Genomic DNA, 26,985 nt, shown 5'->3' on the forward strand with positions numbered 1-26,985 from the left:
CTTCCGTTCAGCCCGCCGCCGCGGCGGCCCGTACCGCCGCGCAGATCCGGGCCACGTCCTCGTCGCCCGTCACGTACGGCGGCATCGTGTAGATCAGGTCCCGGAACGGGCGCAGCCACACGCCCTCCCGGACCGCCGCGCGCGTCGCCGCCGCCATGTCGACCCCGTGGTCGAGCTGGACGACCCCGATCGCGCCGAGCACCCGCACCTCCCGCACGCCCGGCAGGTCCGCGGCCGGGGCGAGCCCGTCGCGCAGACCGGCCTCGATCCGCTTGACCTCGACCTGCCAGTCCTGCGAGAGCAGCAGGTCGATCGAGGCCAGGGCCACCGCGGACGCCAGCGGGTTGCCCATGAAGGTCGGCCCGTGCGCCAGGACCGGCACCTCGCCCCGCGAGATCCCGTCGGCCACCCGGCCCGTGCAGAGCGTCGCGGCCATCGACAGGTAACCGCCCGTCAGCGCCTTGCCCACGCACATCACGTCGGGGGAGACCCCGGCCGCGTCGGCCGCGAACAGCGTGCCCGTGCGCCCGAACCCGGTCGCGATCTCGTCGAACACCAGCAGCACGCCGTGCTCGTCGCAGGCCTCCCGCAGCACCCGCAGATACGCCGGGTCGTGGAAGCGCATCCCGCCCGCGCCCTGCACCACCGGCTCCACGACCACCGCGGCCAGCTCGTGCGCGTGCCGCCCGATCGCGGTCCGCAGCAGCTCGGCGTACGACTCCTCGTACGCGGCCGGCGGGGCGTCCGTGAAGACCTGGGGCTGGAGGACCCCGGTCCACAGCTCGTGCATCCCGCCCTCGGGGTCGCACACCGACATCGGCTGCCAGGTGTCCCCGTGGTACCCGCCGCGCCAGGTGAAGAGGCGCCGCTTCTCCGGGCGGCCGAGCGAACGCCAGTACTGCAGGCACATCTTGACCGCCACCTCGACGGAGACGGAGCCCGAGTCGCTGAGGAAGACGTGCCGCAGCGGCTCGGGGGTGATCTCCACGAGCCTGCTCGCGAGGCGGACGGCCGGCTCGTGGGTGAGCCCGCCGAACATGACGTGGCTCATCCGGTCGAGCTGGCCGCGCACCGCCTCGTTGAGGACGGGGTGGTTGTAGCCGTGCACCGCCGACCACCACGAGGACATGCCGTCGATCAACTCGTCCCGCCCCTCGGCGGGTTCGGCGAGCCGGAGGCGCACCCCGGACGCGGACGCGACGACCAGCGGGTCCGTGCGGCCCGGCATGGGGCCGTACGGGTGCCAGACGTGCGCCCGGTCCAGGGCGAGGAGCTCGTCGTTACGCATTCGGCGCGAGGTCCGTCCCGGCTCCCCGGCGGCGCACCGCCACCAGATCGGTCCGGGCGCCGCCCGGCGCGGCCTCGGCGGCCGGCGCCTCGGCGGGCTCCGGGACCGGGGCGTGTCCGCCGCACGGACCGCAGCCGCCGCCGGAGTGCGAGCCGCAGCCCGCGCCGCCCTCCGCCGCGCCGTTCTCCGCCGACGCGTGCGAGCCGCAGCCGCCGCTCCCCGCCGGAGCGCCGGAACCGCAGCCGCCGCCGGCCGCCGCGAGCGCGTCCGCGCGGTGGGCGGGCAGCGTGGGCGTGCCCGCGCCCTCCACCTCGAAGCCCGCGTCCGCGATCATGTCCAGGTCGGCCTGGCCGGCCTGGCCCTCGCTGGTCAGGTAGTCGCCCAGGAAGATCGAGTTCGCGATGTTCAGCGCGAGCGGCTGCATCGAGCGCAGGTGCACCTCGCGGCCGCCGGCGATCCGCACCTCGACGTCGGGGCAGACGAAGCGCACCATCGCCAGGATCCGCAGGCAGCGCTGCGGGGTCAGGTTCCACTCCTTGGCGAGCGGGGTGCCCTCGAACGGGATGAGGAAGTTGACCGGCACCGAGTCCGAGCCGAGCTCCCGCAGCGCGTACACGACGTCGACCAGGTCCTCGTCGGCCTCGCCCATGCCCGCGATCAGGCCCGAGCAGGCCGACAGGCCCGCCGCGTGCGCCTTCTGCACGGTGTCCACCCGGTCGGCGTACGTGTGGGTCTTGGTGATCCCGCCGTACGTCGCCTCGGAGGTGTTCAGGTTGTGGTTGTACGCGTCGGCGCCGGCCTCCCGCAGCCGCTCCGCCTGGCCGTCCGAGAGCAGACCGAGGCAGGCGCACACCTCGACGCCCTCGTTCTCCTCCTTGATGGCCTCGATGGTCCTGCCGACCCGCTCGACGTCCCGGTCCGTCGGACCGCGTCCGCTCGCCACCAGGCAGACCCGCTTGGCGCCGCCCGCGACGCCCGCCGCGGCGGCCTTGGAGGCCTCGTCCGGCTTCAGCCAGGTGTACTTGAGGATCTCCGCCTTGGAGCCGAGCCGCTGCGAACAGTACGAGCAGTCCTCGGGGCACAGGCCGGACTTCAGGTTGACCAGGTAGTTGAGCTTCACCCGCCGCCCGAACCACTGACGGCGCACCTTGCCGGCCGCGGCCACCACATCGAGCAGTTCGTCGTCGGAGGTCGCCAGGACGGCGAGCGCTTCTTCACGGGTCGGCGGCTCGCGCCGCAGCCCCTTCTCCACCAGCGTGTTCAGCAGGTCCATAACCGCTGATCCTGGCCTACCGCCCGCCTCCGGGCCAAGGAGGATCCGCACAAACGGCCCCGATCGAGGTGTGTGGATGACCACACCACGATCCCGGTCTCCTCCGGCTAGGGTCTGTGCGCTGCCTACAAAAGGCACCGGCCGGACGGCCGGAGGCGCCGACGGAGGATCCCGCATGCCACAGGCCGACGACACGCGGGCCGCGGGCCCGCGCCGCACCGCGTTCGACTGGACCGGGGCCGAGGCGCGCCGCCGGGCCGACGCCGGTCTCGTCCGTACGCTGCGGCCCCGGGCGGCCGAGTCGGACCTCCTCGACCTGGCGGGCAACGACTACCTCGGCCTCACCCGCAGGCCCGAGGTCACCGGGGCGGCGGCCGAGGCGGCCCGGCGCTGGGGCGCCGGCTCCACCGGCTCCCGGCTCGTCACCGGCACCACCCTGCTCCACACCGACCTGGAGCGCGAACTCGCCGCCTTCTGCGGCTTCGAGGCGGCCCTCGTCTTCTCCTCCGGCTACACCGCCAACCTCGCCGTGCTCACCGCGCTCGGCGGCCGGGACTCCCTGATCGTCTCGGACGCCGCCAACCACGCCTCCCTGGTGGACGGCTGCCGCCTGGCGCGCGCCGAGACCGCCGTCGTCCCGCACGCCGACCCCGAGGCCGTGCGGAAGACCCTGGAGGCGCACCCCGGGCGCCGGGCCCTCGTCGTCAGCGACTCCGTCTTCTCCGTCGACGGCGACCGGGCCCCGCTCGCGGAGTTCGCCGCCGCCTGCCGCGCGCACGGCGCCGGTCTCGTCGTGGACGACGCCCACGGCTTCGGCGTCCTCGGCGACGGGGGCCGGGGCGCGCCGCACGGCGCCGGGCTCGCGGGCGACGAGGACGTGGTCGCCACCCTGACCCTCTCCAAGTCCCTGGGCAGCCAGGGCGGCGCGGTCCTCGGCCCGGCCCGGGTGATCGAGCACCTGGTGAACGCCGCCCGCACCTTCATCTTCGACACCGGCCTCGCCCCGGCCGCCGTCGGCGGCGCCCTCGCGAGCCTGCGGCTGATCGCCGCCGAACCGGGGCTCGCCGCGCGGGTCCGCACCGTCGCCACCACCCTGTACGAGCGGCTGACCGCGGCCGGTCTGACCGCGGCCCGGCCCGACGCGGCCGTGGTCTCGGTCCGCGCCCCCTCCCCGGAGGCGGCGCTGCGCTGGGCGGCGGACTGCCGGGAACAGGGCCTGGCGGTCGGCTGCTTCCGTCCCCCGTCCGTCCCCGACGGCGTCTCGCGCCTGCGTCTGACGGCCCGCGCCGACCTGACGGACGCGCAGATCGGCCGCGCGGTGGAGACGGTCCTGCGGACCGCGCCCGCCGCCTGAGGGCCGGGGCGGGGGCGTTCACCGTTCGCACGGTTCACCGCTTCGGGCGACAGAGGCGGTTCTTCCTGGTGGAACCCGGTACGGCGCGGCACCATCGGTGGGACTCTGACGCGCAGTGCTATCCGGGGCAGCGGCCCCGGCGGGAAAGGGACAGAGTCGCCATGGCAGACCATCAGGAAGCATCCGTCACCCTGCCGAGCGAGCCCGCCTCGGTCCCCACCGCCCGGCGGTACGTCGCGGAGGTCCTCACCGGCTGGGGCCTCGACGAACTCTCCGACCAGGCGGACGCGGTCCGTCTGATCGTCTCGGAACTGGCCACCAACGCCGTCCTGCACACCTTCGGCCAGTCGCCCACCTTCACGGTCGACGTCCGCCTGGAGCGCGGGGAGCAGCTCCACGTCGGCGTCACGGACAGCCATCCGCGCCTGCCCCGCCGCCTCCCCGCGGCGGTCCAGCAGGACAACGGGCGCGGCATGGTCATCATCCGTTCCCTGGCGGCGGGGTCCGGCGGCCGCCTCTCGGTGACCCCGACCCCGGACGGCGGCAAGACGGTCGGCATCACCCTGCCGTGGAGGGCGGCCGCGCCGGTGGTCTGTTAGAGCCGGTCCGGCGGGTCGCGGCCGGGGCTGTGGAGCACGGCCGATGCGGCGGGTCGTGGCCGGTGGGGCGGAGACGGTCCGGGTGCGGCGGCGCCACCGCACCCCCCGGCCTCCCCTCCGGCGCCCGCTCAGCGCCCGGGCGGGGTCACCGGACGCGTCCGTAGGAGACCTTCGAGGTCCAGATCTTGTCGAGCTTCACCCAGGAGCCCGTCTTGGGCGAGTGCCAGATCTTGCCGCTCCCGGCGTAGATGCCCACGTGGTAGACCTTCCCGCCGGAGTGGAAGAAGACCAGGTCCCCCTGCTGCCTGCCGCCGGCGGAGACGCGGCTCGTCTTGTTGTACTGCTGCTGCGCGGTGCGGGGCAGCGACTTGCCCGCCTGCTTGTACGCGTAGAGCGTCAGGCCCGAGCAGTCGAACCGTGAGGGTCCCGTGGCCCCGTAGCGGTAGGGCGCCCCCTTCTTGGCGGCGGCGACGCTCAGCGCCTTGTTGGCGTGTGCGGTCGCCGCCTGTGCCTCCGGTGCCGCGCCCGGCGCGAACAGCGTGCCGCCGACGGCGGCGAGGGTGAGAGCCGAGACGGCTCCGGCCCGGGACAGCAGGGACGGGACGTACATCTGCGCAGTCATGCGCAACCCTTCGTCAGCCGCCTGTGAAGGATGACCTGTCGGGTTCGGGCAGGCGAAGATGCCCGGCCGCGGCTGCGGCTTCACCCCAAGGGCCGGTCCCGCTGCGGAAACAGCGCGTACGGCCCGTACTGCTCGGGTCCTCCACTCCTGCCGATCCAATCCTGTCGACCAGGCGTCCGGGACGGCGGCAGGACTCGGCGTCCGCCCGGACCGCCCCGCCTCGGATGGCGGGGGCTTGTCGTCGGCAGGGATCTTGCCCCACAGCCTGGTCGAAATCCGAGTGGAAACGGCGTTATGTGAGAGTCCTCACGACTGATCCATTCGGGTGGACAGGATGCTTTCGTGATTGTTGGAGGTTTGGCCGACGGGCCCCGCACCAGCAAAGGAACGCCCGATTCCGCCAGATGTGTACCCCCGGTGCGCAACTTGCCCGAGCCATATGTCGACTCGTCGACTCAGTCGAACGGGCGAGTCGTTCCGGCAGAGGGTGTCGGCCGTCCGGCCCTCGACACGACATGCCGGAATGTCAACTCCGTCATGTCCGGGGGAGCGTGACCCGGCCGGCCCGCCGCTCCCCGTCCAACGTCCGCAGGGCGCGCGCCAGGGTGTCCGCGTGCACCTCGCTCTCGCCCCGCGCGTGCATGAGCGCCAGCGCCTCGCGCAGCTCCTCCGCGCGCCCCACCAGGGCCTGAGCCGCCCTCAGGGCCCCGTAGGTATGCGTACTTCTGGATGGATTGATCTTTCCCAGGAGGTCGACGACCGCGAGGTACGCGTCGATCAGCTCGCCCTCGGCCCGCGTCAGGGCCGGCAGCGGCGGCGGCTCGGGAACCACGGTCCGCTCACCGCGCCGCGCCGCCGGCCGCGGCGCGCCGGCTCGTGATCACGTGGTCCACGAGCCCGTACTCGACCGCGGCCGGGGCGTCCAGGACCGTGAGGCGGTCGAGGTCGGCCTCGACCCGCTCGCTGCTCCGTCCGGTGTGCCCGGCGAGCAGCCCGGCCATCAGGGCGCGCTGGCGGAGCAGTTCGCGGGCCTGGACGTCGAGGTCGCTCGGCTGCCCGCGCAGGGGCTCCTCCACGACGGGCTGCCGGAGCGTGACGCGGGCGCCGGGGAGCATCGTCCGCTTGCCCGGGGTGCCGGCGGCGAGCAGGACGGCCGCGGTGGAGGCGGCCTGGCCCAGGCAGGTGGTCGCCACGTCGCAGGCGAGCGTCCGGATCGTGTCGTGGATGGCGGTCATGGAGGTGACGGAGCCGCCGGGGGAGTTGATGTAGAGCGCGATGTCCTGCTCGGGCGCCGCGTACTCCAGGTGCAGGAGCTGGGCGATCACGTCGTTGGACGAGATCTCGTCGACCCGGGTGCCGAGGAGGACGATCCGGGACTCCAGCAGCTTCGTGTACGGATCGAGGGCCCGGGTGCCGGAACCGGTCCGCTCCGTGAACTCGGGCAGGACGTGTCGTGCGTCCATGGCGGGCGCCTCCATCTGTAAAAAATGTACAGGACGTACAGGCCGTAAGATGAGGAGCATGACCTACGAGATCCCCGTGACGCAAGCGCGAGCCGAGCTCGCGGACCTCATCAACCGCGTCGTGTACGGCGGTGAACGCGTCGTCGTCACCCGCCACGGGAAGCCCCTCGTCGCCCTGGTGTCCGCCGCTGACCTGGACGTACTCGAAGGGGCGGCGCAGCAGGAGGAGGAGCGGGTGGTCCGTTCGGTCTCCGGCTTCCACTCCCTCGACTCCGCTCCCGGCGAACAGGGGCACTTCGGCCTCGCCGCCCGCCACCGCGAGCCCGGCACCCCCTAGGGGCCCGTGCGGGTGTCACCGGTCGGATGATCATGAGAACGCAAAGCCGGAGTTAACGAGCCGGAAAAACTTCCGCCCTAACGTGCAATGTCTCGCCGCGGGCCGCATCCGAGCAGTTCAACAGAGTGTTGACGGTCGGTAGGGTCCGCAGCTGTCCGGGTGCCGTCCCGGTCGACGACTGTGAGGTGGAAGAGTGCAACTGAGCCCGCACGAGCAGGAACGCCTGCTCATCCATGTGGCGGCGGACGTGGCCGAGAGGCGCAGGGCCCGGGGCCTACGGCTCAACCACCCCGAGGCCGTCGCCCTCCTGACCTCCCACATCCTGGAGGGCGCCCGCGACGGCCGGACCGTCGCCGAGCTGATGGCCTCCGGCCGCAAGGTGCTCACCCGCGACGACGTCATGGAGGGCATCCCCGAGATGATCCACGACGTCCAGGTCGAGGCCACCTTCCCGGACGGCACCAAGCTCGTCACCGTCCACGACCCCATCGTCTGAACGGGCGCCGCCGATGATCCCCGGAGAGATCCTGTACGCGGACGGCCCCGTCGCCCTCAACGAGGGGCGCCCCGTCACCCGCCTCACCGTGCTCAACGCCGCCGACCGGCCCGTCCAGGTCGGCTCCCACTACCACTTCGCCGAGGTCAACCCCGGCCTGGAGTTCGACCGCGCCGCCGCGCGCGGACGACGGCTGCACATCGCCGCCGGGACCGCCGTCCGCTTCGAGCCCGGCATCCCCGTGGAGGTCGAGCTCGTCCCGATCGCCGGCCGCCGGATCGTGCCCGGACTGCGCGGCGAGACCGCCGGCCCGCTCGACGCCGCCCGCGCGGCCGGACCCGGCGCGGACACCGACGCGGACGGGGGCCCCCGTGCCTGAGCTGCACCGCTCCGTCTACGCCGACCTGTTCGGCCCCACCACCGGCGACCGGATCCGCCTCGCCGACACCGACCTCCTCGTGGAGATCGAGGAGGACCGCTGCGGCGGCCCTGGCCGCGCCGGTGAGGAGGCCGTCTTCGGCGGCGGCAAGGTCGTCCGCGAGTCCATGGGACAGGCCCGCACCACCCGCGCCGAGGGCGCCCCCGACACCGTGATCACCGGCGCCGTGGTCATCGACCACTGGGGGATCGTCAAGGCCGACATCGGCATCCGCGACGGGCGGATCACCGCCCTCGGCAAGGCCGGCAACCCTGACACCATGGACGGCGTCCACCCCGACCTCGTGATCGGCCCCGAGACCGAGATCGTCGTCGGCAACGGGCGGATCGTCACCGCCGGAGCCGTCGACGCCCACGTCCACTTCATCTCGCCGACCGTCGTCGAGCAGGCCCTCGCCACCGGCGTCACCACCCTCGTCGGCGGCGGCACCGGACCCGCCGAGGGCACCAAGGCGACCACGATCACCCCCGGGCCCTGGCACTTGGCCCGGATGTTCGAGGCCCTGGACACCTTCCCGGTCAACATCGGCCTCCTCGGCAAGGGCAACACCATGTCCCGCGAGGCCATGCACTCCCAACTGCGCGGCGGAGCCCTCGGGTTCAAGATCCACGAGGACTGGGGCGCCACCCCGGCCGTCATCGACACCTGCCTGGACGTCTGCGAGGAGACCGGCGCCCAGCTGGCCATCCACACCGACACCCTGAACGAGGCGGGCTTCGTCGGCGACACCCTCGCCGCCATCGCCGGCCGCACCGTCCACGCGTACCACACCGAGGGCGCCGGCGGCGGGCACGCCCCCGACATCATCACGGTCGTCTCCGAGCCGTACGTCCTGCCCAGCTCCACCAACCCGACCCGGCCGCACACCGTCAACACCATCGAGGAACACCTCGACATGCTGATGGTCTGCCACCACCTCAACCCGGCCGTCCCCGAGGACCTCGCCTTCGCGGAGTCCCGCATCCGGCCCTCCACCATCGCCGCCGAGGACGTCCTGCACGACCTCGGCGCCATCTCGATCATCTCCTCCGACTCCCAGGCCATGGGCCGGATCGGCGAGGTGGTCATGCGGACCTGGCAGACCGCCCACGTCATGAAGAAGCGGCGCGGCGCCCTGCCCGGCGACGGCCGCGCCGACAACCACCGGGCGCGCCGCTACGTCGCCAAGTACACGATCAACCCGGCCGCCGCCCAGGGCATGGACCACCTCATCGGCTCCGTCGAGCCCGGGAAGCTCGCGGACCTGGTGCTCTGGGAGCCCGCCTTCTTCGGCGTGAAGCCGCTCGTCGTCCTCAAGGGCGGCCAGATCGCGTACGCGCAGATGGGCGACGCCAACGCCTCCATCCCCACGCCCCAGCCGGTCCTGCCGCGCCCGATGTTCGGCGCGCTCGGCAAGGCCGCGGCGGCCGGCTCGTTCAACTTCGTCGCGGAGGCGGCGATCGAGGACGACCTGCCGCGACGGCTCGGCGTGAACAAGGAGTTCACCGCCATCGGCAGCACCCGGAGGGTCACCAAGGCCGACATGCGCGAGAACGACGCGCTGCCTCGGGTCGAGGTCGACGCGGACACCTTCACGGTGACCATCGACGGCGAGGCGGTCGAACCGGCCCCCGCCGCCGAACTGCCCATGGCCCAGCGTTACTTCCTCTTCTGATGGGGGTGCGACCGGGGGCGCGATCGGCCCTCCTCGTGCTCGCCGACGGGCGCTTCCCCGCCGGCGGGCACGCCCACTCCGGCGGCGCCGAGGCCGCCGTCAGGGCCGGGCGGATCAAGGACGCCGGCGACCTGGAGGCCTTCTGCCGGGGGCGCCTGCACACCACGGGCCTCACCTCCGCCGGACTCGCCGCCGCAGCCGCGCACGGACTCGACCCGCACGCGCTCGACGCGGCGGCCGACGCCCGCACCCCCTCGCCCGCCCTGCGCGCCGCCGCCCGCAGGCTCGGCCGCCAGATGATGCGGGCCGCCCGCGCCACCTGGCCGGACCCCGGGCTCGACGCCCTCGCGGCGGCCTTCCCGCGCGGTGCCCACCAGCCCGTCGTCCTCGGCGCCGCCGCCCGCGCCGCCGGACTCGGCCCCGAGGACGCGGCGCACTGCGTCGCGTACGAGACGATCAGCGGCCCCGCGACCGCCGTGGTGCGCCTCCTGGGCCTCGACCCCTACCGGGCCACCGCCGTCCTCGCCCGCCTCGCACCCGAGATGGACGACGTGGCCGAGCGGGCGGCGGCGGCCGCCCGGGAGGGCGTGGACGCCCTGCCGGCCGCCTCCGCGCCCCTGCTCGACCTCACCGCCGAACAGCACGCGGCCTGGCCGGTCCGCCTCTTCGCGTCCTGACGCCCTGACACCTTTGCCATTCCACCCCTTCCGTGACACAACCACCCCGGAGCCGTCCCATGCACCTCGGCCACGCCCACACCCACCACGGCGCCGTCTCCGCCGACGCCCACCGCCCCGACGGCACCCGCCGCGCCCTGCGCGTCGGACTCGGCGGGCCGGTCGGCTCCGGCAAGACCGCCACCGTCGCCGCCCTCTGCCGCGCTCTGCGCGACACCCTCTCCCTCGCCGTCGTCACCAACGACATCTACACCCGCGAGGACGCCGAGTTCCTGCTCCGCGAGGCCGTCCTGCCGCCCGAGCGCATCCGGGCCGTGGAGACCGGCGCCTGCCCGCACACCGCCATCCGCGACGACATCTCCGCCAACCTCGAAGCGGTCGAGGAGCTGGAGGACGCCGTCGGACCGCTCGACCTCATCCTCGTCGAGTCCGGCGGTGACAACCTCACCGCCACCTTCTCCCGGGGCCTCGTCGACGCCCAGGTCTTCGTCATCGACGTCGCCGGCGGCGACGACATCCCGCGCAAGGGCGGCCCCGGCGTCACCACCGCCGACCTCCTCGTCGTCAACAAGACCGACCTCGCCCCGTACGTCGGCTCCGACCTGGAGCGGATGGCGCGCGACGCCAAGGAGCAGCGCGGCGAACTGCCCGTCCTCTTCACCTCCCTGCGCTCGGCGGAGGGCGTCGGCCCCGTCGCCGACTGGGTCCGGGCGCAGCTCGCGGCATGGACCGCGTGAGCCTGCGCGCCACCGCCCGGATCGCCGCCGACGCCGACGGCGGGCTGCCGCTCCTGGTGAGCGACGGCCCCCTCGCCCTGCGCCGCACCCGGGCACCGGAGCCGTACACCCGGGTCACCGTCGTCGGGGCGATGAGCGCCCCGCTCGGCGGCGACCGGCTCGCGATCGAGACCGGGGTACGGGCCGGGGCCCGGCTCCTGGTCGACTCGGCCGCCGCCACCCTCGCCCTGCCGGGCCGGAGCGCCGACCCCGCCGCGTACGACGTCTGGATCGACGTCGCCGACGACGGCGTGCTCCGCTGGCTGCCCGAGCAGGTGGTCTCCGTCCACGGCTCGCGCCTGCGGATGCGCACCACGGTCGAACTCGCCCCCACCGCGCGGCTCGTCCTGCGCGAGGAGCAGGTCCTCGGGCGGCACGGCGAACCGCCCGGCACCCTCGCCACCCGGCTCACCGTCCGCCGTGCCGGGCGCCCCCTGCTCGACCAGGAGCTGTCCTTCGGCCCCGGCGCCCCCGGCGGCTGGGACGGCGGCGCGGTGCTCGGCGGCCACCGGGCCACCGGGCAACTCCTCGTCGTCGACCCGGCGTTCGCGGAGAAACCGGTGGAGACCCGGCTGCTCGGGGAGCACGCGGTGATCGCCCCGCTCGCGGGCCCCGCCGCCCTCGTCACCGCCGTGGCACCGGACGCCCTGGCCCTGCGCCGCCTCCTCGACACCGCCCTGGACGCCCTCGCCCCGTTCTGAGCCCCACCGGCCGGAACCGGGGGGCTCCCCGGCCGGAACCGGGGGAGTTCACCGCTCAGCGGTACACGCTCACCGGTTATGGGTTCGGCAAAGAAACAGGTGTTCGCCCTTTCCCCGTGGGCCCCACGGACGAAAGGATCCCCTGGACCACCGAAACCCGGCGCCACCACGGGAAACGGCGCCATCCCCGGGGGAGGACCCATGAGACGTACGGCAGTGCTCGGTTCGGCCGGCACCCTGATAGCGGGCACGCTCGTCGCGGGCGTGCTCGCGGCTCCGGCGGCGAGCGCCCACAGCGACCGCGACCACCACGACGCCGAATCCCTCGGCGTCGCCGTGGCCGCCGCCCGGGCCGCCGCCACGGGCGTCGACTGGCAGGACTGTCCGGCCGACTGGGGCCTGGAGAAGCCGATCCAGTGCGGCTGGGTCACCGTTCCCGTCGACTACGCCAAGCCCAACGGCAAGAAGATCAAGCTCGCCGTGGACCGCGTCGGCTCCACCGGCACCCCCGCCGAGCGCCAGGGCGCCCTGCTCTACAACCCCGGCGGCCCCGGCGCCTCCGGCCTGCGCTTCCCGCGCCGCGTCACCACCAAGAACGCCATCTGGGCGGGCGCCGCCAAGGCCTACGACTTCGTCGGCTTCGACCCGCGCGGCGTCGGCCACTCGGCCCCCATCTCCTGCGTCGACCCGACCGAGTTCGTCAAGGGCCCCAAGGCCGACCCGGTCCCCGACAGCGAGGCCGACAAGCGTGCCCAGCGCAAGCTCGCCGCCGAGTACGCCAAGGGCTGCGCCGAGAAGAGCGGCGCCATGCTGCCCTTCATGACCACGCCCAACAGCGCCCGCGACCTCGACGTCATCCGCGCCGCCCTCGGCGAGAGGAAGCTCAACTTCGTCGGCGTCTCCTACGGCACCTACCTGGGCGCGGTCTACGGGACCCTCTTCCCCACCCACGTCCGCCGCATGGTCCTCGACAGCGTCGTCAACCCGTCCCGGGACAAGATCTGGTACGAGGCCAACCTCGACCAGGACATCGCCTTCGAGGGGCGCCTCAAGGACTGGATGACCTGGGTCGCCCGACACGACGCCACCTACCACCTCGGCGACAGCTACACCGAGGTCCGCGAGCAGTGGGACGTCCTGCGCGCCGCCGCCAAGAAGAACCCGCTCGGCGGCAGGGTCGGACCGGCCGAACTCATCGGCTTCTTCCAGAACGCGCCCTACTACGACTCCATGTGGGCCCCGGTCGCGGAGGCCTGGAGCGCATACGCCGCCGGCGACCCGCAGCCGCTGATCGACTCGGCCGCCTCCGACCCCACCGACACGGCCGGCAACATCGCCTCGGAGAACGGCAACGCCGTCTACACCGCCGTCGAGTGCGCCGACGCCCCCTGGCCGACCAGCTGGCAGAAGTGGGACCGGGACAACACCCGCCTCCACCGGAAGTACCCGTTCATGACCTGGGCCAACGCCTGGATGAACCTGCCCTGCGCCACCTGGGCGGCCCCGCACCGGCGGCCGGTCGAGGTGAAGACCCACCGGGGCCTGCCGCCGGTGCTCATCGCCCAGTCCGAGCGCGACGCCGCCACCCCGTACGAGGGCGCCGTCGAACTGCACAAGCGCTTCAAGGGCTCGCGCCTGATCACGGAGCGGGACGCCGGCTCGCACGGCGTCACCGGCCTGGTCAACCCGTGCCTCAACACCAAGGTCGAGGCCTACCTGCTGACCGGGAAGCTGGACGCCAGGGACCAGACCTGCGCCCCGCACGCCACCCCGCAGCCGTAACGGCACCGGCACGGGGGTGGAGGGAGCGTCCCTTCCTCCACCCCCGCGTCACCCGCGCGCCGCGAGCCAGGCGTCCTCCGCCGCGTAGTCGAACCAGTCCACCCCGTACTTCACGAGGCCCGGGAACGCCTCCCGCCACTCCCGTTCCCGCACCCGCCCGGCCAGCCACTCCACCGTCTCCGGCAGCGAGTCGGCGTACGACACCACCGGCCGGTACCCCAACTCCCGCTCCGCCGCCGCCATGTCGTAGACGATCGGGTGCTCCGCGGTCCACGGCGTGAGCCCCACCAGGCCCCCGGGACCCTCCGGCGCCCCCTCGATCAGCACCCGCTCGCTCTCCACGCCCAGGACCGCGTCGATCGCGGCCCCGATCTCCGCCACCGTCGGCGCCTGCGGATCGGCGCCGTTGAGCACCCGGCTCCCCGGCCTCGCCGCCGCCAGCCGGACCAGCTCCGCGAGGTTGTCGACGTGCGCCGGGTGGAACCGGGACCTCCCGCCGTACGCCAGGACGCGCACCGGCCGGCCGTCGAGCGCCCGCTTCACGAACCACAGCTCGCGCGGCCCCGGGCAGTGCGGTCCGTGGATCGCGCCCGCCCGCAGCAGCGTCGTCGGCAGCGCCCCGCCCGCCGCCAGCAACTCCCGCTCCAGTGCGATCTTCCGCGTGCCGTACGTGGCCTCGCCCGGCGCGACCGTCGGCCACTCCTCCGGGATCGGCACCGGACAGGCGGGGAAGCCGTCCGGCTCGTCCTGGGTGTCGAAGCTGCGCCCCCGGTCGTCCTCGTAGACGGCGCCGCTCGACACCACCACCGCCGAGCCGATCCGGCCGGCGAGTTCCGTCAACTGCCGGGCGTGGGAACGGTCGTACGCCACGATGTCCACGAGCACGTCGCAGCCGTCGCCGATCCCGGCGGCGAGCGCCCCCTCCTCGTTCCGGTCGAGCCGCACCGACCGGACCTCCTCCGGCCACCTGTCGTCCCTCCCGCCGCCCCGCGAGGCGGCCGTCACCTCCCAGCCGTCCGCGACGAGGGCCCGCACGGCCGCCCGCCCCACCTGTCCCGACGCACCCAGCACGAACGCGTGTCCCTTGGTCATGGACGGGACGCTACGACCCTCCGGCGCGCGGGCCCAGGGGATTGCGCCGTGCGCGGATCCGCCCTCAGCGTTCCCCGCCGGGGAACTTTCGCGGCTCCTCGTCCGGAGCGCCCTCGGCCTCCGCGGCCTTCACCACCGCCGCGTACTCGTCGACGTACTCCTGCCCCGACAGGCGCAGGATCTCGTACATGATCTCGTCCGTGACCGCCCGGACCACCGCCTTCTCGCCCTCCTGCCCGGCGAACCGGGAGAAGTCCATCGGCTCCCCGAACCGGATGGTGACCCGGCGGATCCGCGGCACGACCCGCCCCGGCGGCTGGATCTCGAAGGTCCCCACCATCGCGCAGGGCACCACCGGCACCCCGGCCCGCAGCGCCATCACCGCCACGCCCACCTTGCCCTTGTAGAGCCGCCCGTCGTGCGAGCGGGTCCCCTCGGGATAGATGCCGAGCAGCTCGCCCCGGTCGAGGACGCACAGGCCCTCGCGGATCGCCGCCTGCCCGGCCTCCTTGCCCGAGCGGTCCACCGGGATCTGCCCGGCGGCCCGGAAGAAGGCGGCCGTGAGCCGGCCCTTGAGGCCCGGCCCCGTGAAGTACTCCTGCTTCGCCAGGAAGGTGATCCGCCGGTCCAGGACGGCCGGCATCAGGAAGTGGTCGGAGAAGGAGAGGTGGTTGCCCGCCACGATCGCGGCCCCCTCCGCCGGGACGTGCTCGAGGCCCTCGATCCGCGGCCGGAACAGCAGCTTGAGCAGCGGCCCGAGGAGCACGTACTTCATCAGTTGGTAGAACACTCGCGACCCCGTTCGCCCGTCCGACAGTCCGTCTGTCATGTGTTCGTCTTCCCGCCACGCCCGTTGTATCCGCGCGCGGGCCCGTGGTCCACTGGTGGGAGAGCGTCACCATGACCGACGGGCACACCATGACCAACGGGCACGGCACGAGACGCCCCGGCCGGATCCTCACCGCGTTCCTCTGCGCGCTGACGGCGGCCGGGCTGTACGGCTGCTCCGGCACGGCCGCGCCGGACCCGGCCCCCACCACCACGGCCCCGGCCGGCCGCTCGCCCTTCACGGGCCTGCCCGCCGCACCGGCGCCCGTCCTCGCCGTCAAGATCGACAACGTGGCGGCGGCCCGCCCCCACACCGGGCTCGGCGCGGCCGACCTCGTCTACGTCGAACAGGTCGAGGGCGGCGCCACCCGGCTCCTGGCCGTCTACTCCTCCCGCCTCCCCGAGCGCGCCGGACCCGTCCGCAGCGCCCGCGAGTCCGACATCGCCCTGCTCGCCCCCTTCGGCCGGCCCGCCCTCGCCTACTCCGGGGCGCAGTCCGCCCTGAACCCGCTGCTGAAGGCCGCGCCGCTTTACCCGGTCACCGAGAGCACCGCGCCCGGGGCCTTCCTGCGCTCACCGGACCGGGCCGCCCCGCACAACCTCTACCTGCGCCCCGCCCGCGCCCTCGCCGCCGCCCCGGAGGCCGGGGACGCCCGCGACATCGGCCTCCGCTTCGGGGCCGCCCCGCCGGACGGCACCCCGACCACCACCTCGACCGTCCGCTACCCGGCGGCCCGCTACGCCTTCACCTGGTCCGCCGCCGACCGCGCCTGGCGGGTCGCCATGGACGGCCGCGAGGCCCGCGCCACCGACACCGGACCGCTCACCCCGGAGACGGTCGTCGTCCAGCGCGTCACCGTCCGCCCCTCCGGCTTCCGCGACCGAACCGGCGCGGTCTCCCCGTACACCGAGACCGTCGGCGAGGGCACCGCGATCGTCCTGCGCGACGGACGCGCCCACGAGGCCCGCTGGTCCCGGCCCTCCGTCGCGTCCGGCACGTCCTTCACCACCCCGGAGGGGCAGCCCCTGGCCTTCGCCCCCGGGCAGGTCTGGATCGTCCTCGCGCCCCGCTGACGGGGGCGTACGCGGGTCAGATGCCCGGGGGGCCCATGGGACCCGCGGGCCCCGAGCGGTCCGGCGGGCGTCGGCGCGGACCGGCGGAGGCCGCCCCGCTCTCCGACGCGGCGACCCCGATCGTCACCACGATCAGCACCATCAGACCGAACCAGAGCCAGCCGCTGCTGCCGAGCGCGACCGTGTACGCCGTCGTGAGCACCAGCGCGGCGCAGGTGAGCACCGTCATCGTCTTCGTGGGACCGGACATCAGTCCGCCCTCCTCCCGACCGAGGCCGCGGAAGCCGTTCCGACCATCGTGACCCGGCGAGGGGGGCGCGCGCTACTCCCCGGACACTCCGGCGTGCGCCGGAAACCGGCTTCCACACGCGGAACGGGCCCGGCGCCGCACCGGCACCGGACCCGTCCACGACCTTCCGGAGGTCAGTTCCCCCGCGCCTGGAGCGAGGCCAGGTACGCGTTGTACGCCTCCAGCTCCTTGTCGCCGTCCCGGTCGGCGGCCCGGTCCTTGCGGACCGCCTGCCGCTGCTCGGAGTGGTACCACTGGTAGACGAGCGCGATCAGGACCAGCACGGAAGGGATCTCGCTGAACGCCCAGGCGATGCCGCCCGCCGCGTTCTGGTCGGAGAGCGCGTCGATCCCCAGCGAGGCCGGCGGGCTCGCGTACGTCCCGACCATCGGCTCCGAGGCCATCATCAGCGCGATGCCGAAGAAGGCGTGGAACGGCATGCCCGCGAACAGCTCCAGCATCCGCATCACGTACCCCGGCCGGTGCGGGCCCGGGTCCACGCCCATGATCGGCCAGAAGAACACCACGCCGACCATCAGGAAGTGGACCATCATCCCGATGTGCCCCGGCTTCGACCCCATGAGGAAGTCGAAGAGCGGCGTGAAGTACAGCGCGTAGAGGCTCGCGATGAACATCGGGATGGTGAAGCCGGGGTGCGTGATCACCTTCATGTACCGGCTGTGCAGCAGCTTCAGGAGCAGCTCGCGCGGCCCGGTCGAGCCGCGGCCCGCCACCGGCAGCGCCCGCAGCGCCAGCGTCACCGGCGCGCCGAGCAGCAGCAGGATCGGCGACAGCATGGAGATCACCATGTGCTGCACCATGTGCACGCTGAACATGACCATGCCGTAGTCGTTCAGCTTGGTGCACATCACGAGCGCGACGGTGAGGACGCCGACCGTGAAGAACACCGTCCGGCTCACCGGCCACGCGTCCCCGCGCCGCCGCAGCCGCGCCACGCCCCACCCGTACAGGCCGAGCGCCGCGAGGCAGCCGACCAGGAAGAAGAGGTCGGGAGAGAACTCCAGGCCCCGCCCCAGCGTGAACGGCGGCAGGTCCGTGGTCATGCCGTGCCCGCTGTGATCCATCCGTACACTCCCGGAGCCCGATTCGCGCTTGTTGTCCGCACCAGACTAGAACCGCCCCCGGCCGCGATCGCGACCGGGGGCGGGTGTCACGTACGGGAAGGCGTACGGTCACGCACGGGAGCCGTCAGAGCACGCACTCCGCCTCGGCGTAGCGGTCGGCCGGGACCGTCTTGAGGGTCTCCACGGCCTGCGCCAGCGGGACCATCACGATGTCCGTGCCGCGCAGCGCGGTCAGCATGCCGAACTCGCCGCGGTGCGCCGCCTCCACCGCGTGCCAGCCGAAGCGGGTCGCGAGGACGCGGTCGTACGCGGTCGGGGTGCCGCCGCGCTGGACGTGGCCGAGGATCACCGGACGGGCCTCCTTGCCGAGCCTCCGCTCCAGCTCCACGGAGAGCTGGTTGGCGACGCCGGTGAAGCGCTCGTGGCCGTAGATGTCGGTGCCGGCGGTCTTGAACTCCATCGAGCCCTCGCGCGGCTTCGCGCCCTCCGCGACCACCACGATCGCGAACCGCTTGCCGTCCGCGAAGCGGGCGCCGACCCGGGCGGTCAGCTCGTCCATGTCGAAGGGGCGCTCGGGCACGACGACCGCGTGCGCGCCGGCCGCCATGCCGGAGTGCAGCGCTATCCAGCCGGTGTGGCGGCCCATGACCTCGACGACCAGGACCCGCTGGTGGGACTCGGCGGTGGTCTTCAGCCGGTCGAGGGCCTCGGTCGCCACGGTGACGGCCGTGTCGAAGCCGAAGGTGACGTCGGTGGAGGCGATGTCGTTGTCGATGGTCTTCGGGACGCCGACGATGGGCAGGCCCGCCTCGGAGAGCAGGTTCGCCGCCTTCAGGGTGCCCTCGCCGCCGATCGGGATGATCGCGTCGAGACCGAGGTCCGCGACGTGGCCCCGGGCGCGCTCGACGCCGTCGACCAGGTGCGCGGGCTGGACCCGCGAGGAGCCGAGGATGGTGCCGCCGCGGGCGAGTATGCCGCCCACCGCGTCCAGGTCCAGCTTGCGGTAGTCGCACTCCAGGAGGCCCTTCCACCCGTCGTGGAAGCCGATGACCTCGTCGCCGTGGTCCACCACGGCGCGGTGCACGACGGACCGGATGACAGCGTTCAGACCGGGGCAGTCTCCGCCGGAGGTGAGCACGCCAATGCGCATAGCCCATAAACCTTTGCAACGTGGGCCGACTCCCGGACCACGTCGTCCGGCTGGATCCCCGCCACCCTATCGCCGCCGGGTGGCGGGGCCGAACCGGATGTCCGCACCGTGGACAACGCACGTGTGTACGGGAGGTGCGGACGGACCGTGCGGACCGGTCAGGCGGGCTGCGTGGCCGCCGCGATGCGCTCGGCGCGCAGCGCCTCGTACCAGCGGTCGTCCGTCGGCGGCAGCGCGTTCACGTCGAGGGCCAGCTTCAGGAGCAGGTCCGCGATCTGCGGGTTGCGGGCCATGACGGGACCGTGCATGTACGTGCCGAAGACGGTCTCGTTGTACGCGCCCTCGGTGCCGTCGCCGGTGCCGTTGCCCTTGCCGAGGACGGTCCGGGCGAACGGCCGGGCCGTCGGGCCGAGGTGGGTGATGCCCTGGTGGTTCTCGAACCCGGTGAGCTGGGGCAGGCCCAGGCGCGGGTCGATGTCCGCGAGGACGTCGCCGACGCACCGCTCGCCCTCGCCGCGGGTCGAGATCACGTCGATGAGCCCGAGGCCGGCCTCGCGCTCGCCGAGGTCATTGATGAACTCGTGGCCCAGGATCTGGTAGCCGGCGCAGACCGAGAAGATGATCGCGCCGTTGGAGGCGGCCCGGCTCAGACCGCCGTCCCGCCGCAGCCGCTCGGCCGCGAGCCGCTGCGGGCGGTCCTCGCCGCCGCCGATCAGGTAGATGTCGCCCGAGGTCGGCACCGGCTGGTCGCTGCGGACGTCGACGCGCTCGACGCTGAGGCCGCGCTGGAGGGCGCGGCGCTCGACGACGAGGACGTTGCCCTGGTCGCCGTAGGTGCTGAGCAGGTCCGGGTAGACCCAGACCAGGCGCAGGCTGCTGTCACTCATGCTGCATGTCCTCTACGGGTCAGTTGCCGACGCGGCGGCGGACGTCCTGGAAGGCGGTGTAGTTGGCGATCAGCTCGATCTGCCCGGGCGGGGCCATCGCGACGGCCTCGTCGAGGCTCTCGCAGACGCGGAAGTCCACGCCCGCGACCTCCAGGCGGACCGCCAGGTCGAGCCGGCGGTCGCCGATCACCATGATCGGGTGGCCGGCGAGCCGGCCGTAGTCGACGTCCCACAGCCAGGAGGTGTCCGTGCCGTCGGCGCCGCGCGCGTTGACGGAGAGGATCACCGGGGCCGGCGGGCCGTCGATGAGCGAGAACGTCTCCAGCCAGCCGGCCGGGTTCTTCGCGAGGAGCAGACGCAGGTCGCGGTTCTGGAAGGAGACCACGTCGTAGCGGCCGGCGACGGCCTGCACCTGGTACATGCGCTCCAGGGCCACCTGCGGCGGCACCCCGAAGACGGCGGCGACGGCGGCCGAGGTGGTGGCGTTCGCCTTGTTGGCGCGGCCGGGGAGCTGGAGCCGGATCGGCCAGGCCGAGCCGTGCGGGTCGAGCACGTGGTCGCCGCTGAGCGCCCAGCTCGGCGCGGGGCGCCGGAAGCCGCACTCGCCGCAGAACCAGTCGTCGCCGGGGCGCTGCATGACGCCGCCGCAGGCGGGGCACGACCAGGCGTCGTCCTTCCACTCCTGGCCCGCGGCGACCCACACCACGTTCGGGGAGGAGGAGGCGGCCCACACGATCAGCGGGTCGTCGGCGTTGGCGATGACCACGGCCTTGGTGCCGTTCAGGCCCTCGCGCCACTTCTCGGCGAGCATCCGGGTCTCGGCGGCGCGGTCGAGCTGGTCGCGGGAGAGGTTGAGCAGCGCGATCGCCTTGGGCGTGGTGTCCCGGGCGACGCCCGCGAGGTACTTCTCGTCGACCTCGATCACGCCGTACCGGGAGTCGGAGCCGCCGGCGAGCGCCGAGGTGATGCCCGCGGGCATGTTCGCGCCGAGCGCGTTCGAGACGACGGGGCCGGCGGCGCGCAGGGCCTCCGCGATCAGCCGGGTCGTCGTCGTCTTGCCGTTGGTCGCCGACACCAGGACGACGTCCAGATGCTGGGCGAGGCGCCCGAGGAGGTCGGGGTCGAGCCTCAGCGCCACCTTGCCGCCGATCACCGATCCGCTTCCGCGACCCGCCGCCCGCGACACCGCGGCCGCGGCCCTGCCCGCCGTCACGGCCAGCTTGGCGCGCGGCGACAGCGGCTCTGGATTACCGGGGTGTCCTGACATCGTTCTTGTTCCTCCTCGCGTCGGTCCGGGCTCAGCCTATCGAGATCCGGCCAGGAGCCCGAACAGCGGCACCGCCGAGCGATCCTGTGAAATAGGCAGGTCACGGCGGACCGTACCCTTACCGGCATGCGAAACCGCCCCATCCCCGGCAGTTCCGGCCTGGTCCGAGCGATGACCCTGCTCGGCGATCCCGTGCTGCACGCGCCCTGCGCGCCCGTCACCGACTTCGGACCCGAACTGGCCCGGCTCGTCGAGGACATGTTCGCCACGATGTACGCGGCGAACGGGGTGGGTCTGGCGGCGAACCAGGTGGGCGTGGGCCTGCGGGTCTTCGTGTACGACTGCCCCGACGACGAGGAGGTCCGCCACCTGGGGCACGTGGTGAACCCGCGCCTGGTGGAGGCGGACGGAGACGTGTTCAGGGGGCCGGAAGGGTGTCTCTCCCTGCCGGGCCTGGAGGCCCCGACGCCCCGTTTCGACCGCGCGGTGGTGGAGGGCGTGGACCTGGACGGGGCTCCGGTACGGGTCGAGGGCACGGGTTTCTTCGCCCGCTGCCTCCAGCACGAGGCCGACCACCTGGAGGGCGGGGTCTACGCGGACCACGTCACGGGGTGGCGGAGGTCACGTCTGCTGCGGGCGGTCCGCAAGCAGCCGTGGGGCGGCGGGGCGGCGGTTCTGGAGGGCTGAGGGGGCTTCCGGTTCCTCTTCCGGGGGGGCAGACCCCGGGCGCGAACCCTAGAAGCCCGGCCCGTCCGCCCGGTCGTCGGCCTCGGCCAGGCGGCCCCAGAGGAGGTCCGCCAGGCTGCGGACGAGTTCGGCGCGGGAGCAGGGGCGCTCGCCGAGCCACCAGTCCCCGGCCGCGTGCATCATGCCGACGATGCCGTGGCCCCAGATGCGGGCCTGCGCCTCGGCGGCCGGGCCCAGGTCGACGCGCTCGGCGATGACCTGGCCGAGCTCCTCGCCCATGCGGCGCAGCAGCGGGGCCGAGTGGCGGCCGACGTCGAAGCCCTGCTCGGTCTGGTGGGGCTCCTCGGCGGGGTGCATGAGGAAGCGGTAGACCTGCGGCATCGCCTCGATCGAGGCGAGATAGGTGTCGAGGGTGGACTCGACCCGGCGGCGCCGGTCGGAGGGGGCGTCGAGCGCGGCCCGCAGGGCGCCGAGGAGCGCGTCGGTGTGCCGGGTGGCGAGGGCGCGGTACAGGCCGCCCTTGTCGCCGAAGTGGCGGTAGAGGATCGGCTTGGTGATGCCGGCCTCGGCCGCGATCGCGTTCATGGACGCCTTGGGGCCGTCCCGGAGCACCACCCGGTCCGCCGCCTCCAGCAGCTCGCGCCGCCGTTGCTCGGCGGGCGTCTGCGGGCCGGTGGTCCGGTGCGCGATGTCCATGTGCCTGTCTCCCCGGCCGTACGGTCTCGATCCCGCGGTTCCGCGCCCGGCGGTTCCGCGGTTCCGTGTTCTGTGTCCGCCGGGCCGTCGCAACGTAACACCCGGCCCGGTTCCGGTGCCGGTCGGGCCGAACCGCTTCCGCGCAGGTTGACAGCCCCTACCCGGCGGTAACAGACTGCTGTTACCGCAAGTAACATACTGCTGGGAGGGAAAATGGGCGAGTTCACGTTCGAACTCAACGAGGACCAGAAGCAGGTGCGCGACTGGCTCCACGGCTTCGCGGCCGACGTCATGCGCCCCGCGGCCGCCGAGTGGGACGAGCGTGAGGAGACCCCCTGGCCGATCATCCAGGAGGCGGCCAAGCTCGGAATCTACTCCCTCGACTTCTACGCCCAGCAGTTCTTCGACCCGACCGGCCTCGGCATCCCCATGACGATGGAGGAGCTCTTCTGGGGCGACGCGGGCATCGCCCTCTCCATCGTCGGCACCGGCCTCGCCGCCGTCGGCGTCCTCGCCAACGGCACCGAGGAGCAGATCGGCACCTGGGTCCCGCAGATGTACGGCGACGCCAACGACGTCAAGGTCGCCGCCTTCTGCTCCTCCGAGCCCGACGCCGGCTCGGACGTCGCCTCCATGCGCACCCGGGCCGTGTACGACGGGGCCAAGGACGAGTGGGTCCTCAACGGCACCAAGACCTGGGCGACCAACGGCGGCATCGCCAACGTCCACGTCATCGTCGCCGTCGTCGACCCGGAGCTCGGCTCCAAGGGCCACGCCTCCTTCATCGTGCCGCCGAACACCCCCGGCCTCTCCCAGGGCCAGAAGTTCCAGAAGCACGGCATCCGCGCCTCCCACACCGCCGAGGTCGTCCTGGAGGACGTCCGGATCCCCGGCCACTGCCTCCTCGGCGGCAAGGACAAGCTCGACGAGCGCCTCGCCCGCGCCCGGGAGAAGGCGAAGGCGGGCGGCGAGCGCGTGAAGAACGCCGCCATGGCCACCTTCGAGGCCTCCCGCCCCGCCGTCGGCGCCATGGCCGTCGGCACCGCCCGCGCCGCGTACGAGGTCGCCCTCGACTACGCGAAGACCCGCGTCCAGTTCGGCCGCCCGATCATCGAGAACCAGGGCGTCGCCTTCCAGCTCGCCGACATGGCCACCCGGATCGACGCGGCCCGCCTCCTGGTCTGGCGCGCCTCCTGGATGGCGACCGCCGGCAGGCCCTTCACCTCGGCCGAGGGCTCCATGTCCAAGCTGTACGCCAGCGAGGTCGCCAAGGAGGTCACCGGCCAGGCCATCCAGATCCTCGGCGGCAACGGCTACACCCGCGAGTACCCGGTGGAGCGCATGCACCGGGACGCCGCCATCTACACCATCTTCGAAGGCACCAGCGAGATCCAGCGCCTGGTCATCAGCCGGACGATCGCCAAGTAAGTCAGGTCGCCGCAGCGCGTGTCCGCCCCGCACCCCTTCCCGGGGCGCGGGGCGGACGCGTCAGAACGGCCGGAGCACGTCCCCGACCGCGTCCAGGGCGGTCCGCCACGGGTAGACGGCCGGATCACCCTGGCCCGGCTCGTGCGGCACGAACCCTCCCTCGCCGTACAGGACCCGCACCCCGGCGCCGCGCAGGATGTCCAGGGACAGGCCGAACCGGGGATGCGCGGCGTACGCGGAGTTCACGCACGGCATCACCGCCATCGGGATCCGCTTCCCGATGCCCTCGGCCACCACCGCGACGAGCCAGGTGTCCGTGAGCCCGAGCGCCCACCGGTTGACCGTGTTGAAGGTGGCCGGCGCGACCACGATCGCATCCGGTTCCGGCCACACGGCCGGCTCGCCGGGCAGCCGGTGGTCCCAGCGCACGGGATGCCCGGTGAGTGCGGCGAGGCCGTCGAGGGAGCCGGCGAGCCAGCGGGCGGCCGTCGGCGTGAGGCCGAGGCACACGTCCCAGCCGTCGGCCTGCGCCTCCTCGACGACCCGTGCGACGTCGAAGACGGGAGAGGCGGCACTGCTGAACAGGTACAGGGTCCGATCGTTCATGACCGCCATCCGATCACATGGTGATCGTACGGAGGTGATCCCGCTCGGACTCAGTCCTTCCGCTTCCCGTCCCTGAGGTGCAGCGAACGCAGGACCGCTTCGAGGGCGAAGCGGCGGTCGGGGTCGAGGAGCCGGTCGCCGAAGTGGTTGTCCAGGTTCCGCAGCCGGTAGCGGACCGTCTGGGCGTGCACGCCCAGCATCTCGCCGACCTGCTCGGCCGGGGCCCGGGTGGAGACGTGGACGCGCAGGGTCTCGATCAGCCGGTCGCGCCGGCTGCCGGACAGGCCGTCGAGCGGGGCCAGTTCGCGCGCGGCGAGGTGGTGCACGAGCGCCGGGTCGGAGAGCAACCACAACGTTGTCAGGTGTTCCTCGCAGCGCACGAGCGGCGCGTCCGGCACGATGTCGTCGTCGATGAGCTGGAGGACGCGCCGGGCCCAGCGGACGGAGTGGGCGGCCTGCGGGGGCGGAACGGTCAGGCCGACGACGGCGGGGGTGCCGGCCAGGGCGGATTCGAGCATCGCGAGGCGCTCGGGGGTCAGCGGGCCGGGGATCAGCAGGTGCGGCTGGGGGAGGCTGAGGTCGGCGAGGACGTCCCGGTCGAGGCCCGCCTGGACGAGTTCGGCGACCGGGGCCCGTAAGGCGACCATGGTGCACTCGGCGGGCAGTTCCCAGGAGGACTCCCGGCACAGCTCGGCGATGGTCGTCCGGGGCAGCGGCGGCCCGGCCAGGACGAGGTGGAGGAGCTGTCTGCGCAGTGCCGCCGTGTCCGACATCGCGCGGCCCTGGACCATGACGTACCCCTCGCGGGAGAGCGCCTCCAGCTCCTCGACGTAGGCGAAGAGGGCGTCCGCGAAGGCCAGGATGAGGGTGGGGGAGAGGTTGTACGTGCGCCCGATGCTCTTGGCCCGGCGCAGCGCGATGCGGGCGCCGAGCCGGTAGGCGCCCTGGAGGGTGTCGAGGTCGCGGCCCTCGTAGGCCTCCACCCGGCCGAACTTGCGCAGCAGTTCGTCGCGGAGGGCGGAGTTCGTCCCGGGGTCGGCGACCCGGTCCACGAAGGCCGCCAGGGCCTGCTCCACGCCCTGGCGGATCGCGTCCGAGTGGGGCCCGTTGAAGAGGTGGGCGTACACGGGATAGGTCCGCTGGACCTCCACGCCGATCTCCTTGATGAGGCCGGGGATCTCCGGCCTCATCAGATCGGCGAACTCCCGGGGGAGCGGGTCGATGGGCTCGCCGACGCTCGGCGGCTGTGCGATAGCGGGCATGGACCGATCCCTTGCTCTTCTGCGCGACCGGTGGGGGAACGGCGGTGCGGCGCCCTGCCCGGAGAACGGGGCGCCGCCACGGCCGTCAGGTGCGTACCTGCGGGGACTGCTGAAGCTAGGACAACTGCTCGGTGGTGTACACAACTTGCGCAGGAGTTGGTGTCCCCGGGAGGGCGTGCGCCGCCGACTAGGCCGGGAATCGTCCCTGAGTGGCTGTTACTTGACGGCGGAGTGCCAGCTCTGGGAGAAGACCTTCCCGGCGTCGGGGGCGACGACGCCCGGCGCGTACAGGCCGGTCAGATAGGTCTGGGTGTTGTTGAGGACGAGGCTGTTCTTCCCGGCGGGGGAGGGCAGGCCCGTCTTGAGGTTGACCGCGCCGTCGATCAGGCCGAGCAGCCCGAGGCCGCAGCCGCTGGCGCCGGGGACGGCGAAGGTGTTGTCGCCCTGGGTGGAGCCGAGGAGGTTGATGCGGCTCACGTCGCCCTCCTCGTTCGGGGTGCCGTCGGCGCTGAAGCGCTCCAGGCCGAACTCGGGCGCGGTGAAGTTGCGCGGGCGCAGGAGGATCGGCTTCTCCTTCGTCCCGATGTAGCAGTTGCTGCCGAGGAACGGGTTCTCCAGGCGGATCCGGACCGGGAGGGTGACGATCGGCTGGTCGGTGAGGACGCCCGCGATCTGGTCGAAGTCCGAGGGGGTGCCGGCCGACTCCAGGGTCGCGGTGATCTTGTTGAGCTTCCCGTCGGACAGCTGCTTGCAGATGCTGGTGATGAACGGGATGTCGCTCGGACACATCAGGCCGAGCAGGCCGCCGGGGACGGTGGCGGAGTCGGCGATGATCGCGCCGGCGGGCGGGGCGACGACCGTGCTGGTGCCGTCGGCGTTCTGGATGGCGCCGATCTGGAGGTTGGTCTTCCCGGTGTTCACCGTCGTCTTGCCCAGCTTGATGGAGCCGCTGAGGGAGAAGGAGGCGACGCACTGCGGCGCCTTGTCGAGGCCGTCGGCCGCGAGCATCGCGGGGGCGTCGACGGGGCAGCGGGTGGACGGCCCCCAGCCGCCGTTCAGCTCGGGGGCGGCGGCGGTCGCCGTGCCCATGGAGGCGAAGGCGCCGAGGGCGGTGAGGGCGGAGACGGTGGCCAGCTTCGTGCGGGAGGAGACGAGGGGCATGGCGGAAGCCTT

Annotated in this window: 29 protein-coding genes and 1 riboswitch; of the genes, 13 read left to right on the plus strand and 16 right to left on the minus strand. The window is 73.3% G+C overall.

What is annotated here, in order from left to right:
• Window positions 1-7: 7 nt before the first annotated feature.
• Together AB0398_RS05570 and bioB are read right to left on the minus strand one after the other, a co-directional pair.
• Window positions 8-1,288, minus strand: a complete 1,281-nt coding sequence (locus AB0398_RS05570; protein ID WP_366372486.1) for an adenosylmethionine--8-amino-7-oxononanoate transaminase — start codon at window positions 1,286-1,288, stop codon at window positions 8-10.
• Entirely contained in the window at window positions 1,281-2,561 is a 1,281-nt protein-coding gene (bioB, locus tag AB0398_RS05575) for a biotin synthase BioB (RefSeq protein WP_366372488.1), read from the minus strand. The genes AB0398_RS05570 and bioB overlap by 8 nt, the downstream gene beginning before the upstream one ends.
• 175 nt (window positions 2,562-2,736) lie before the next feature.
• Between bioB and AB0398_RS05580 the strand changes: the two genes are divergently transcribed.
• Together AB0398_RS05580 and AB0398_RS05585 are read left to right on the plus strand one after the other, a co-directional pair.
• Complete coding sequence (locus tag AB0398_RS05580) at window positions 2,737-3,915, plus strand: 8-amino-7-oxononanoate synthase (RefSeq protein ID WP_366372489.1); 1,179 nt, start codon at window positions 2,737-2,739, stop codon at window positions 3,913-3,915.
• Between the two features lie 161 nt (window positions 3,916-4,076).
• A complete protein-coding gene (locus tag AB0398_RS05585; RefSeq protein ID WP_366372490.1) occupies window positions 4,077-4,514 on the plus strand; it encodes an ATP-binding protein in 438 nt (145 codons plus the stop codon).
• 145 nt (window positions 4,515-4,659) lie between these two features.
• Here the strand turns inward: AB0398_RS05585 and AB0398_RS05590 are convergent, their stop codons facing one another.
• The 3 genes from AB0398_RS05590 to AB0398_RS05600 form a co-directional block, all read right to left on the minus strand.
• Window positions 4,660-5,136, minus strand: coding sequence for a C40 family peptidase (locus AB0398_RS05590; RefSeq protein WP_366372491.1), 477 nt, complete (start codon window positions 5,134-5,136; stop codon window positions 4,660-4,662).
• A 3-nt stretch (window positions 5,137-5,139) separates the two neighbouring features.
• A riboswitch (cyclic di-AMP (ydaO/yuaA leader) is annotated at window positions 5,140-5,321 on the minus strand.
• A gap of 350 nt (window positions 5,322-5,671) precedes the next feature.
• Window positions 5,672-5,968, minus strand: a complete 297-nt coding sequence (locus tag AB0398_RS05595; protein WP_366372492.1) for a hypothetical protein — start codon at window positions 5,966-5,968, stop codon at window positions 5,672-5,674.
• Window positions 5,969-5,975: 7 nt separating this feature from the next.
• Window positions 5,976-6,614, minus strand: a complete 639-nt coding sequence (locus tag AB0398_RS05600) for an ATP-dependent Clp protease proteolytic subunit (RefSeq protein ID WP_366372493.1) — start codon at window positions 6,612-6,614, stop codon at window positions 5,976-5,978.
• Between the two features lie 43 nt (window positions 6,615-6,657).
• On the opposite strand from AB0398_RS05600, the gene AB0398_RS05605 reads away from it, so the two are divergent.
• The 8 genes from AB0398_RS05605 to AB0398_RS05640 all read left to right on the plus strand — a co-directional run bounded on the left by AB0398_RS05605 (window position 6,658) and on the right by AB0398_RS05640 (window position 13,461).
• Window positions 6,658-6,936, plus strand: coding sequence for a type II toxin-antitoxin system Phd/YefM family antitoxin (locus AB0398_RS05605; protein ID WP_366372494.1), 279 nt, complete (start codon window positions 6,658-6,660; stop codon window positions 6,934-6,936).
• Window positions 6,937-7,129: 193 nt separating this feature from the next.
• The gene (locus AB0398_RS05610) at window positions 7,130-7,432 is read left to right on the plus strand and encodes an urease subunit gamma (protein ID WP_366372495.1); all 303 of its coding nucleotides are present in this window, start codon (window positions 7,130-7,132) and stop codon (window positions 7,430-7,432) included.
• A gap of 13 nt (window positions 7,433-7,445) precedes the next feature.
• A complete protein-coding gene (locus AB0398_RS05615; protein WP_366372496.1) occupies window positions 7,446-7,811 on the plus strand; it encodes an urease subunit beta in 366 nt (121 codons plus the stop codon).
• Window positions 7,804-9,525 carry an urease subunit alpha gene (locus tag AB0398_RS05620; protein ID WP_366372497.1) on the plus strand — a complete coding sequence of 574 codons (1,722 nt, stop codon included), beginning with the start codon at window positions 7,804-7,806 and terminating at the stop codon, window positions 9,523-9,525. The genes AB0398_RS05615 and AB0398_RS05620 overlap by 8 nt, the downstream gene beginning before the upstream one ends.
• Window positions 9,525-10,202 (plus strand): urease accessory UreF family protein, encoded by a 678-nt coding sequence (locus tag AB0398_RS05625; protein WP_366372498.1) that lies wholly within the window; start codon window positions 9,525-9,527, stop codon window positions 10,200-10,202. The genes AB0398_RS05620 and AB0398_RS05625 overlap by 1 nt, the downstream gene beginning before the upstream one ends.
• A 59-nt stretch (window positions 10,203-10,261) precedes the next feature.
• Window positions 10,262-10,939, plus strand: coding sequence for an urease accessory protein UreG (gene ureG / locus AB0398_RS05630; protein WP_366372499.1), 678 nt, complete (start codon window positions 10,262-10,264; stop codon window positions 10,937-10,939).
• Window positions 10,936-11,679 carry an urease accessory protein UreD gene (locus AB0398_RS05635; protein WP_366373006.1) on the plus strand — a complete coding sequence of 248 codons (744 nt, stop codon included), beginning with the start codon at window positions 10,936-10,938 and terminating at the stop codon, window positions 11,677-11,679. Before ureG ends, AB0398_RS05635 begins: the two co-directional genes overlap by 4 nt.
• Before the next feature lie 201 nt (window positions 11,680-11,880).
• Window positions 11,881-13,461 carry an alpha/beta hydrolase gene (locus AB0398_RS05640; RefSeq protein WP_366372500.1) on the plus strand — a complete coding sequence of 527 codons (1,581 nt, stop codon included), beginning with the start codon at window positions 11,881-11,883 and terminating at the stop codon, window positions 13,459-13,461.
• Window positions 13,462-13,509: 48 nt separating this feature from the next.
• Here AB0398_RS05640 and AB0398_RS05645 read toward each other — a convergent pair whose 3' ends face one another.
• Both AB0398_RS05645 and AB0398_RS05650 read right to left on the minus strand, forming a co-directional pair.
• Window positions 13,510-14,553 carry an NAD-dependent epimerase/dehydratase family protein gene (locus AB0398_RS05645; RefSeq protein WP_366372501.1) on the minus strand — a complete coding sequence of 348 codons (1,044 nt, stop codon included), beginning with the start codon at window positions 14,551-14,553 and terminating at the stop codon, window positions 13,510-13,512.
• Window positions 14,554-14,617: 64 nt separating this feature from the next.
• Entirely contained in the window at window positions 14,618-15,343 is a 726-nt protein-coding gene (locus AB0398_RS05650; protein WP_366372502.1) for a lysophospholipid acyltransferase family protein, read from the minus strand.
• Window positions 15,344-15,453: 110 nt separating this feature from the next.
• Between AB0398_RS05650 and AB0398_RS05655 the strand changes: the two genes are divergently transcribed.
• Window positions 15,454-16,455 carry a DUF3048 domain-containing protein gene (locus AB0398_RS05655; RefSeq protein WP_366372503.1) on the plus strand — a complete coding sequence of 334 codons (1,002 nt, stop codon included), beginning with the start codon at window positions 15,454-15,456 and terminating at the stop codon, window positions 16,453-16,455.
• 16 nt (window positions 16,456-16,471) lie between these two features.
• Here AB0398_RS05655 and AB0398_RS05660 read toward each other — a convergent pair whose 3' ends face one another.
• The 5 genes from AB0398_RS05660 to AB0398_RS05680 form a co-directional block, all read right to left on the minus strand.
• A complete protein-coding gene (locus AB0398_RS05660) occupies window positions 16,472-16,705 on the minus strand; it encodes a hypothetical protein (RefSeq protein ID WP_366372505.1) in 234 nt (77 codons plus the stop codon).
• Window positions 16,706-16,878: 173 nt separating this feature from the next.
• Entirely contained in the window at window positions 16,879-17,829 is a 951-nt protein-coding gene (locus AB0398_RS05665) for a cytochrome c oxidase assembly protein (RefSeq protein ID WP_366372506.1), read from the minus strand.
• Between the two features lie 124 nt (window positions 17,830-17,953).
• A complete protein-coding gene (locus AB0398_RS05670; RefSeq protein ID WP_366372507.1) occupies window positions 17,954-18,979 on the minus strand; it encodes a 6-phosphofructokinase in 1,026 nt (341 codons plus the stop codon).
• 158 nt (window positions 18,980-19,137) lie between these two features.
• On the minus strand, window positions 19,138-19,866 hold the full coding sequence (locus AB0398_RS05675) for a glutamine amidotransferase (RefSeq protein ID WP_366372508.1): 729 nt from the start codon (window positions 19,864-19,866) through the stop codon (window positions 19,138-19,140).
• 19 nt (window positions 19,867-19,885) lie between these two features.
• Entirely contained in the window at window positions 19,886-21,133 is a 1,248-nt protein-coding gene (locus AB0398_RS05680; protein WP_366372509.1) for a MurT ligase domain-containing protein, read from the minus strand.
• A gap of 126 nt (window positions 21,134-21,259) precedes the next feature.
• On the opposite strand from AB0398_RS05680, the gene def reads away from it, so the two are divergent.
• Window positions 21,260-21,820: a peptide deformylase gene (gene def, locus AB0398_RS05685; RefSeq protein ID WP_366372510.1), complete on the plus strand. Its 561-nt coding sequence runs from the start codon at window positions 21,260-21,262 to the stop codon at window positions 21,818-21,820.
• Between the two features lie 48 nt (window positions 21,821-21,868).
• On the opposite strand, the gene AB0398_RS05690 is transcribed toward def, so the two are convergent.
• Complete coding sequence (locus AB0398_RS05690) at window positions 21,869-22,516, minus strand: TetR family transcriptional regulator (RefSeq protein ID WP_366372511.1); 648 nt, start codon at window positions 22,514-22,516, stop codon at window positions 21,869-21,871.
• Window positions 22,517-22,729: 213 nt separating this feature from the next.
• Between AB0398_RS05690 and AB0398_RS05695 the strand changes: the two genes are divergently transcribed.
• Complete coding sequence (locus tag AB0398_RS05695; RefSeq protein WP_366372512.1) at window positions 22,730-23,944, plus strand: acyl-CoA dehydrogenase family protein; 1,215 nt, start codon at window positions 22,730-22,732, stop codon at window positions 23,942-23,944.
• 60 nt (window positions 23,945-24,004) lie between these two features.
• On the opposite strand, the gene AB0398_RS05700 is transcribed toward AB0398_RS05695, so the two are convergent.
• From AB0398_RS05700 to AB0398_RS05710, 3 genes are all read right to left on the minus strand, one after another.
• A complete protein-coding gene (locus tag AB0398_RS05700; RefSeq protein WP_366372513.1) occupies window positions 24,005-24,550 on the minus strand; it encodes a flavoprotein in 546 nt (181 codons plus the stop codon).
• Between the two features lie 50 nt (window positions 24,551-24,600).
• The gene (locus AB0398_RS05705; RefSeq protein ID WP_366372514.1) at window positions 24,601-25,812 is read right to left on the minus strand and encodes a helix-turn-helix domain-containing protein; all 1,212 of its coding nucleotides are present in this window, start codon (window positions 25,810-25,812) and stop codon (window positions 24,601-24,603) included.
• Window positions 25,813-26,028: 216 nt separating this feature from the next.
• Window positions 26,029-26,973 carry a hypothetical protein gene (locus tag AB0398_RS05710; protein WP_366372515.1) on the minus strand — a complete coding sequence of 315 codons (945 nt, stop codon included), beginning with the start codon at window positions 26,971-26,973 and terminating at the stop codon, window positions 26,029-26,031.
• Window positions 26,974-26,985: the final 12 nt, after the last annotated feature.

It is taken from the genome of Streptomyces sp. NPDC086147 (genome assembly GCF_040702165.1).
Lineage (GTDB): Bacteria > Actinomycetota > Actinomycetes > Streptomycetales > Streptomycetaceae > Streptomyces.

Bases quoted from the DNA above. Each gene is read 5' to 3' on its own strand.
- AB0398_RS05645 (WP_366372501.1), bottom strand. From the start codon at position 14,553: ATGACCAAGGGACACGCGTTCGTGCTGGGTGCGTCGGGACAGGTGGGG.
- AB0398_RS05605 (WP_366372494.1), top strand. From the start codon at position 6,658: ATGACCTACGAGATCCCCGTGACGCAAGCGCGAGCCGAGCTCGCGGAC.
- AB0398_RS05665 (WP_366372506.1), bottom strand. From the start codon at position 17,829: ATGGATCACAGCGGGCACGGCATGACCACGGACCTGCCGCCGTTCACG.
- AB0398_RS05675 (WP_366372508.1), bottom strand. From the start codon at position 19,866: ATGAGTGACAGCAGCCTGCGCCTGGTCTGGGTCTACCCGGACCTGCTC.
- AB0398_RS05640 (WP_366372500.1), top strand. From the start codon at position 11,881: ATGAGACGTACGGCAGTGCTCGGTTCGGCCGGCACCCTGATAGCGGGC.
- AB0398_RS05655 (WP_366372503.1), top strand. From the start codon at position 15,454: ATGACCGACGGGCACACCATGACCAACGGGCACGGCACGAGACGCCCC.
- AB0398_RS05690 (WP_366372511.1), bottom strand. From the start codon at position 22,516: ATGGACATCGCGCACCGGACCACCGGCCCGCAGACGCCCGCCGAGCAA.
- AB0398_RS05710 (WP_366372515.1), bottom strand. From the start codon at position 26,973: ATGCCCCTCGTCTCCTCCCGCACGAAGCTGGCCACCGTCTCCGCCCTC.
- AB0398_RS05580 (WP_366372489.1), top strand. From the start codon at position 2,737: ATGCCACAGGCCGACGACACGCGGGCCGCGGGCCCGCGCCGCACCGCG.
- AB0398_RS05600 (WP_366372493.1), bottom strand. From the start codon at position 6,614: ATGGAGGCGCCCGCCATGGACGCACGACACGTCCTGCCCGAGTTCACG.
- AB0398_RS05700 (WP_366372513.1), bottom strand. From the start codon at position 24,550: ATGAACGATCGGACCCTGTACCTGTTCAGCAGTGCCGCCTCTCCCGTC.
- AB0398_RS05590 (WP_366372491.1), bottom strand. From the start codon at position 5,136: ATGACTGCGCAGATGTACGTCCCGTCCCTGCTGTCCCGGGCCGGAGCC.
- AB0398_RS05695 (WP_366372512.1), top strand. From the start codon at position 22,730: ATGGGCGAGTTCACGTTCGAACTCAACGAGGACCAGAAGCAGGTGCGC.
- AB0398_RS05670 (WP_366372507.1), bottom strand. From the start codon at position 18,979: ATGCGCATTGGCGTGCTCACCTCCGGCGGAGACTGCCCCGGTCTGAAC.
- def (WP_366372510.1), top strand. From the start codon at position 21,260: ATGCGAAACCGCCCCATCCCCGGCAGTTCCGGCCTGGTCCGAGCGATG.
- AB0398_RS05625 (WP_366372498.1), top strand. From the start codon at position 9,525: ATGGGGGTGCGACCGGGGGCGCGATCGGCCCTCCTCGTGCTCGCCGAC.
- AB0398_RS05570 (WP_366372486.1), bottom strand. From the start codon at position 1,288: ATGCGTAACGACGAGCTCCTCGCCCTGGACCGGGCGCACGTCTGGCAC.
- AB0398_RS05615 (WP_366372496.1), top strand. From the start codon at position 7,446: ATGATCCCCGGAGAGATCCTGTACGCGGACGGCCCCGTCGCCCTCAAC.
- AB0398_RS05705 (WP_366372514.1), bottom strand. From the start codon at position 25,812: ATGCCCGCTATCGCACAGCCGCCGAGCGTCGGCGAGCCCATCGACCCG.
- AB0398_RS05660 (WP_366372505.1), bottom strand. From the start codon at position 16,705: ATGTCCGGTCCCACGAAGACGATGACGGTGCTCACCTGCGCCGCGCTG.
- ureG (WP_366372499.1), top strand. From the start codon at position 10,262: ATGCACCTCGGCCACGCCCACACCCACCACGGCGCCGTCTCCGCCGAC.
- AB0398_RS05680 (WP_366372509.1), bottom strand. From the start codon at position 21,133: ATGTCAGGACACCCCGGTAATCCAGAGCCGCTGTCGCCGCGCGCCAAG.
- bioB (WP_366372488.1), bottom strand. From the start codon at position 2,561: ATGGACCTGCTGAACACGCTGGTGGAGAAGGGGCTGCGGCGCGAGCCG.
- AB0398_RS05585 (WP_366372490.1), top strand. From the start codon at position 4,077: ATGGCAGACCATCAGGAAGCATCCGTCACCCTGCCGAGCGAGCCCGCC.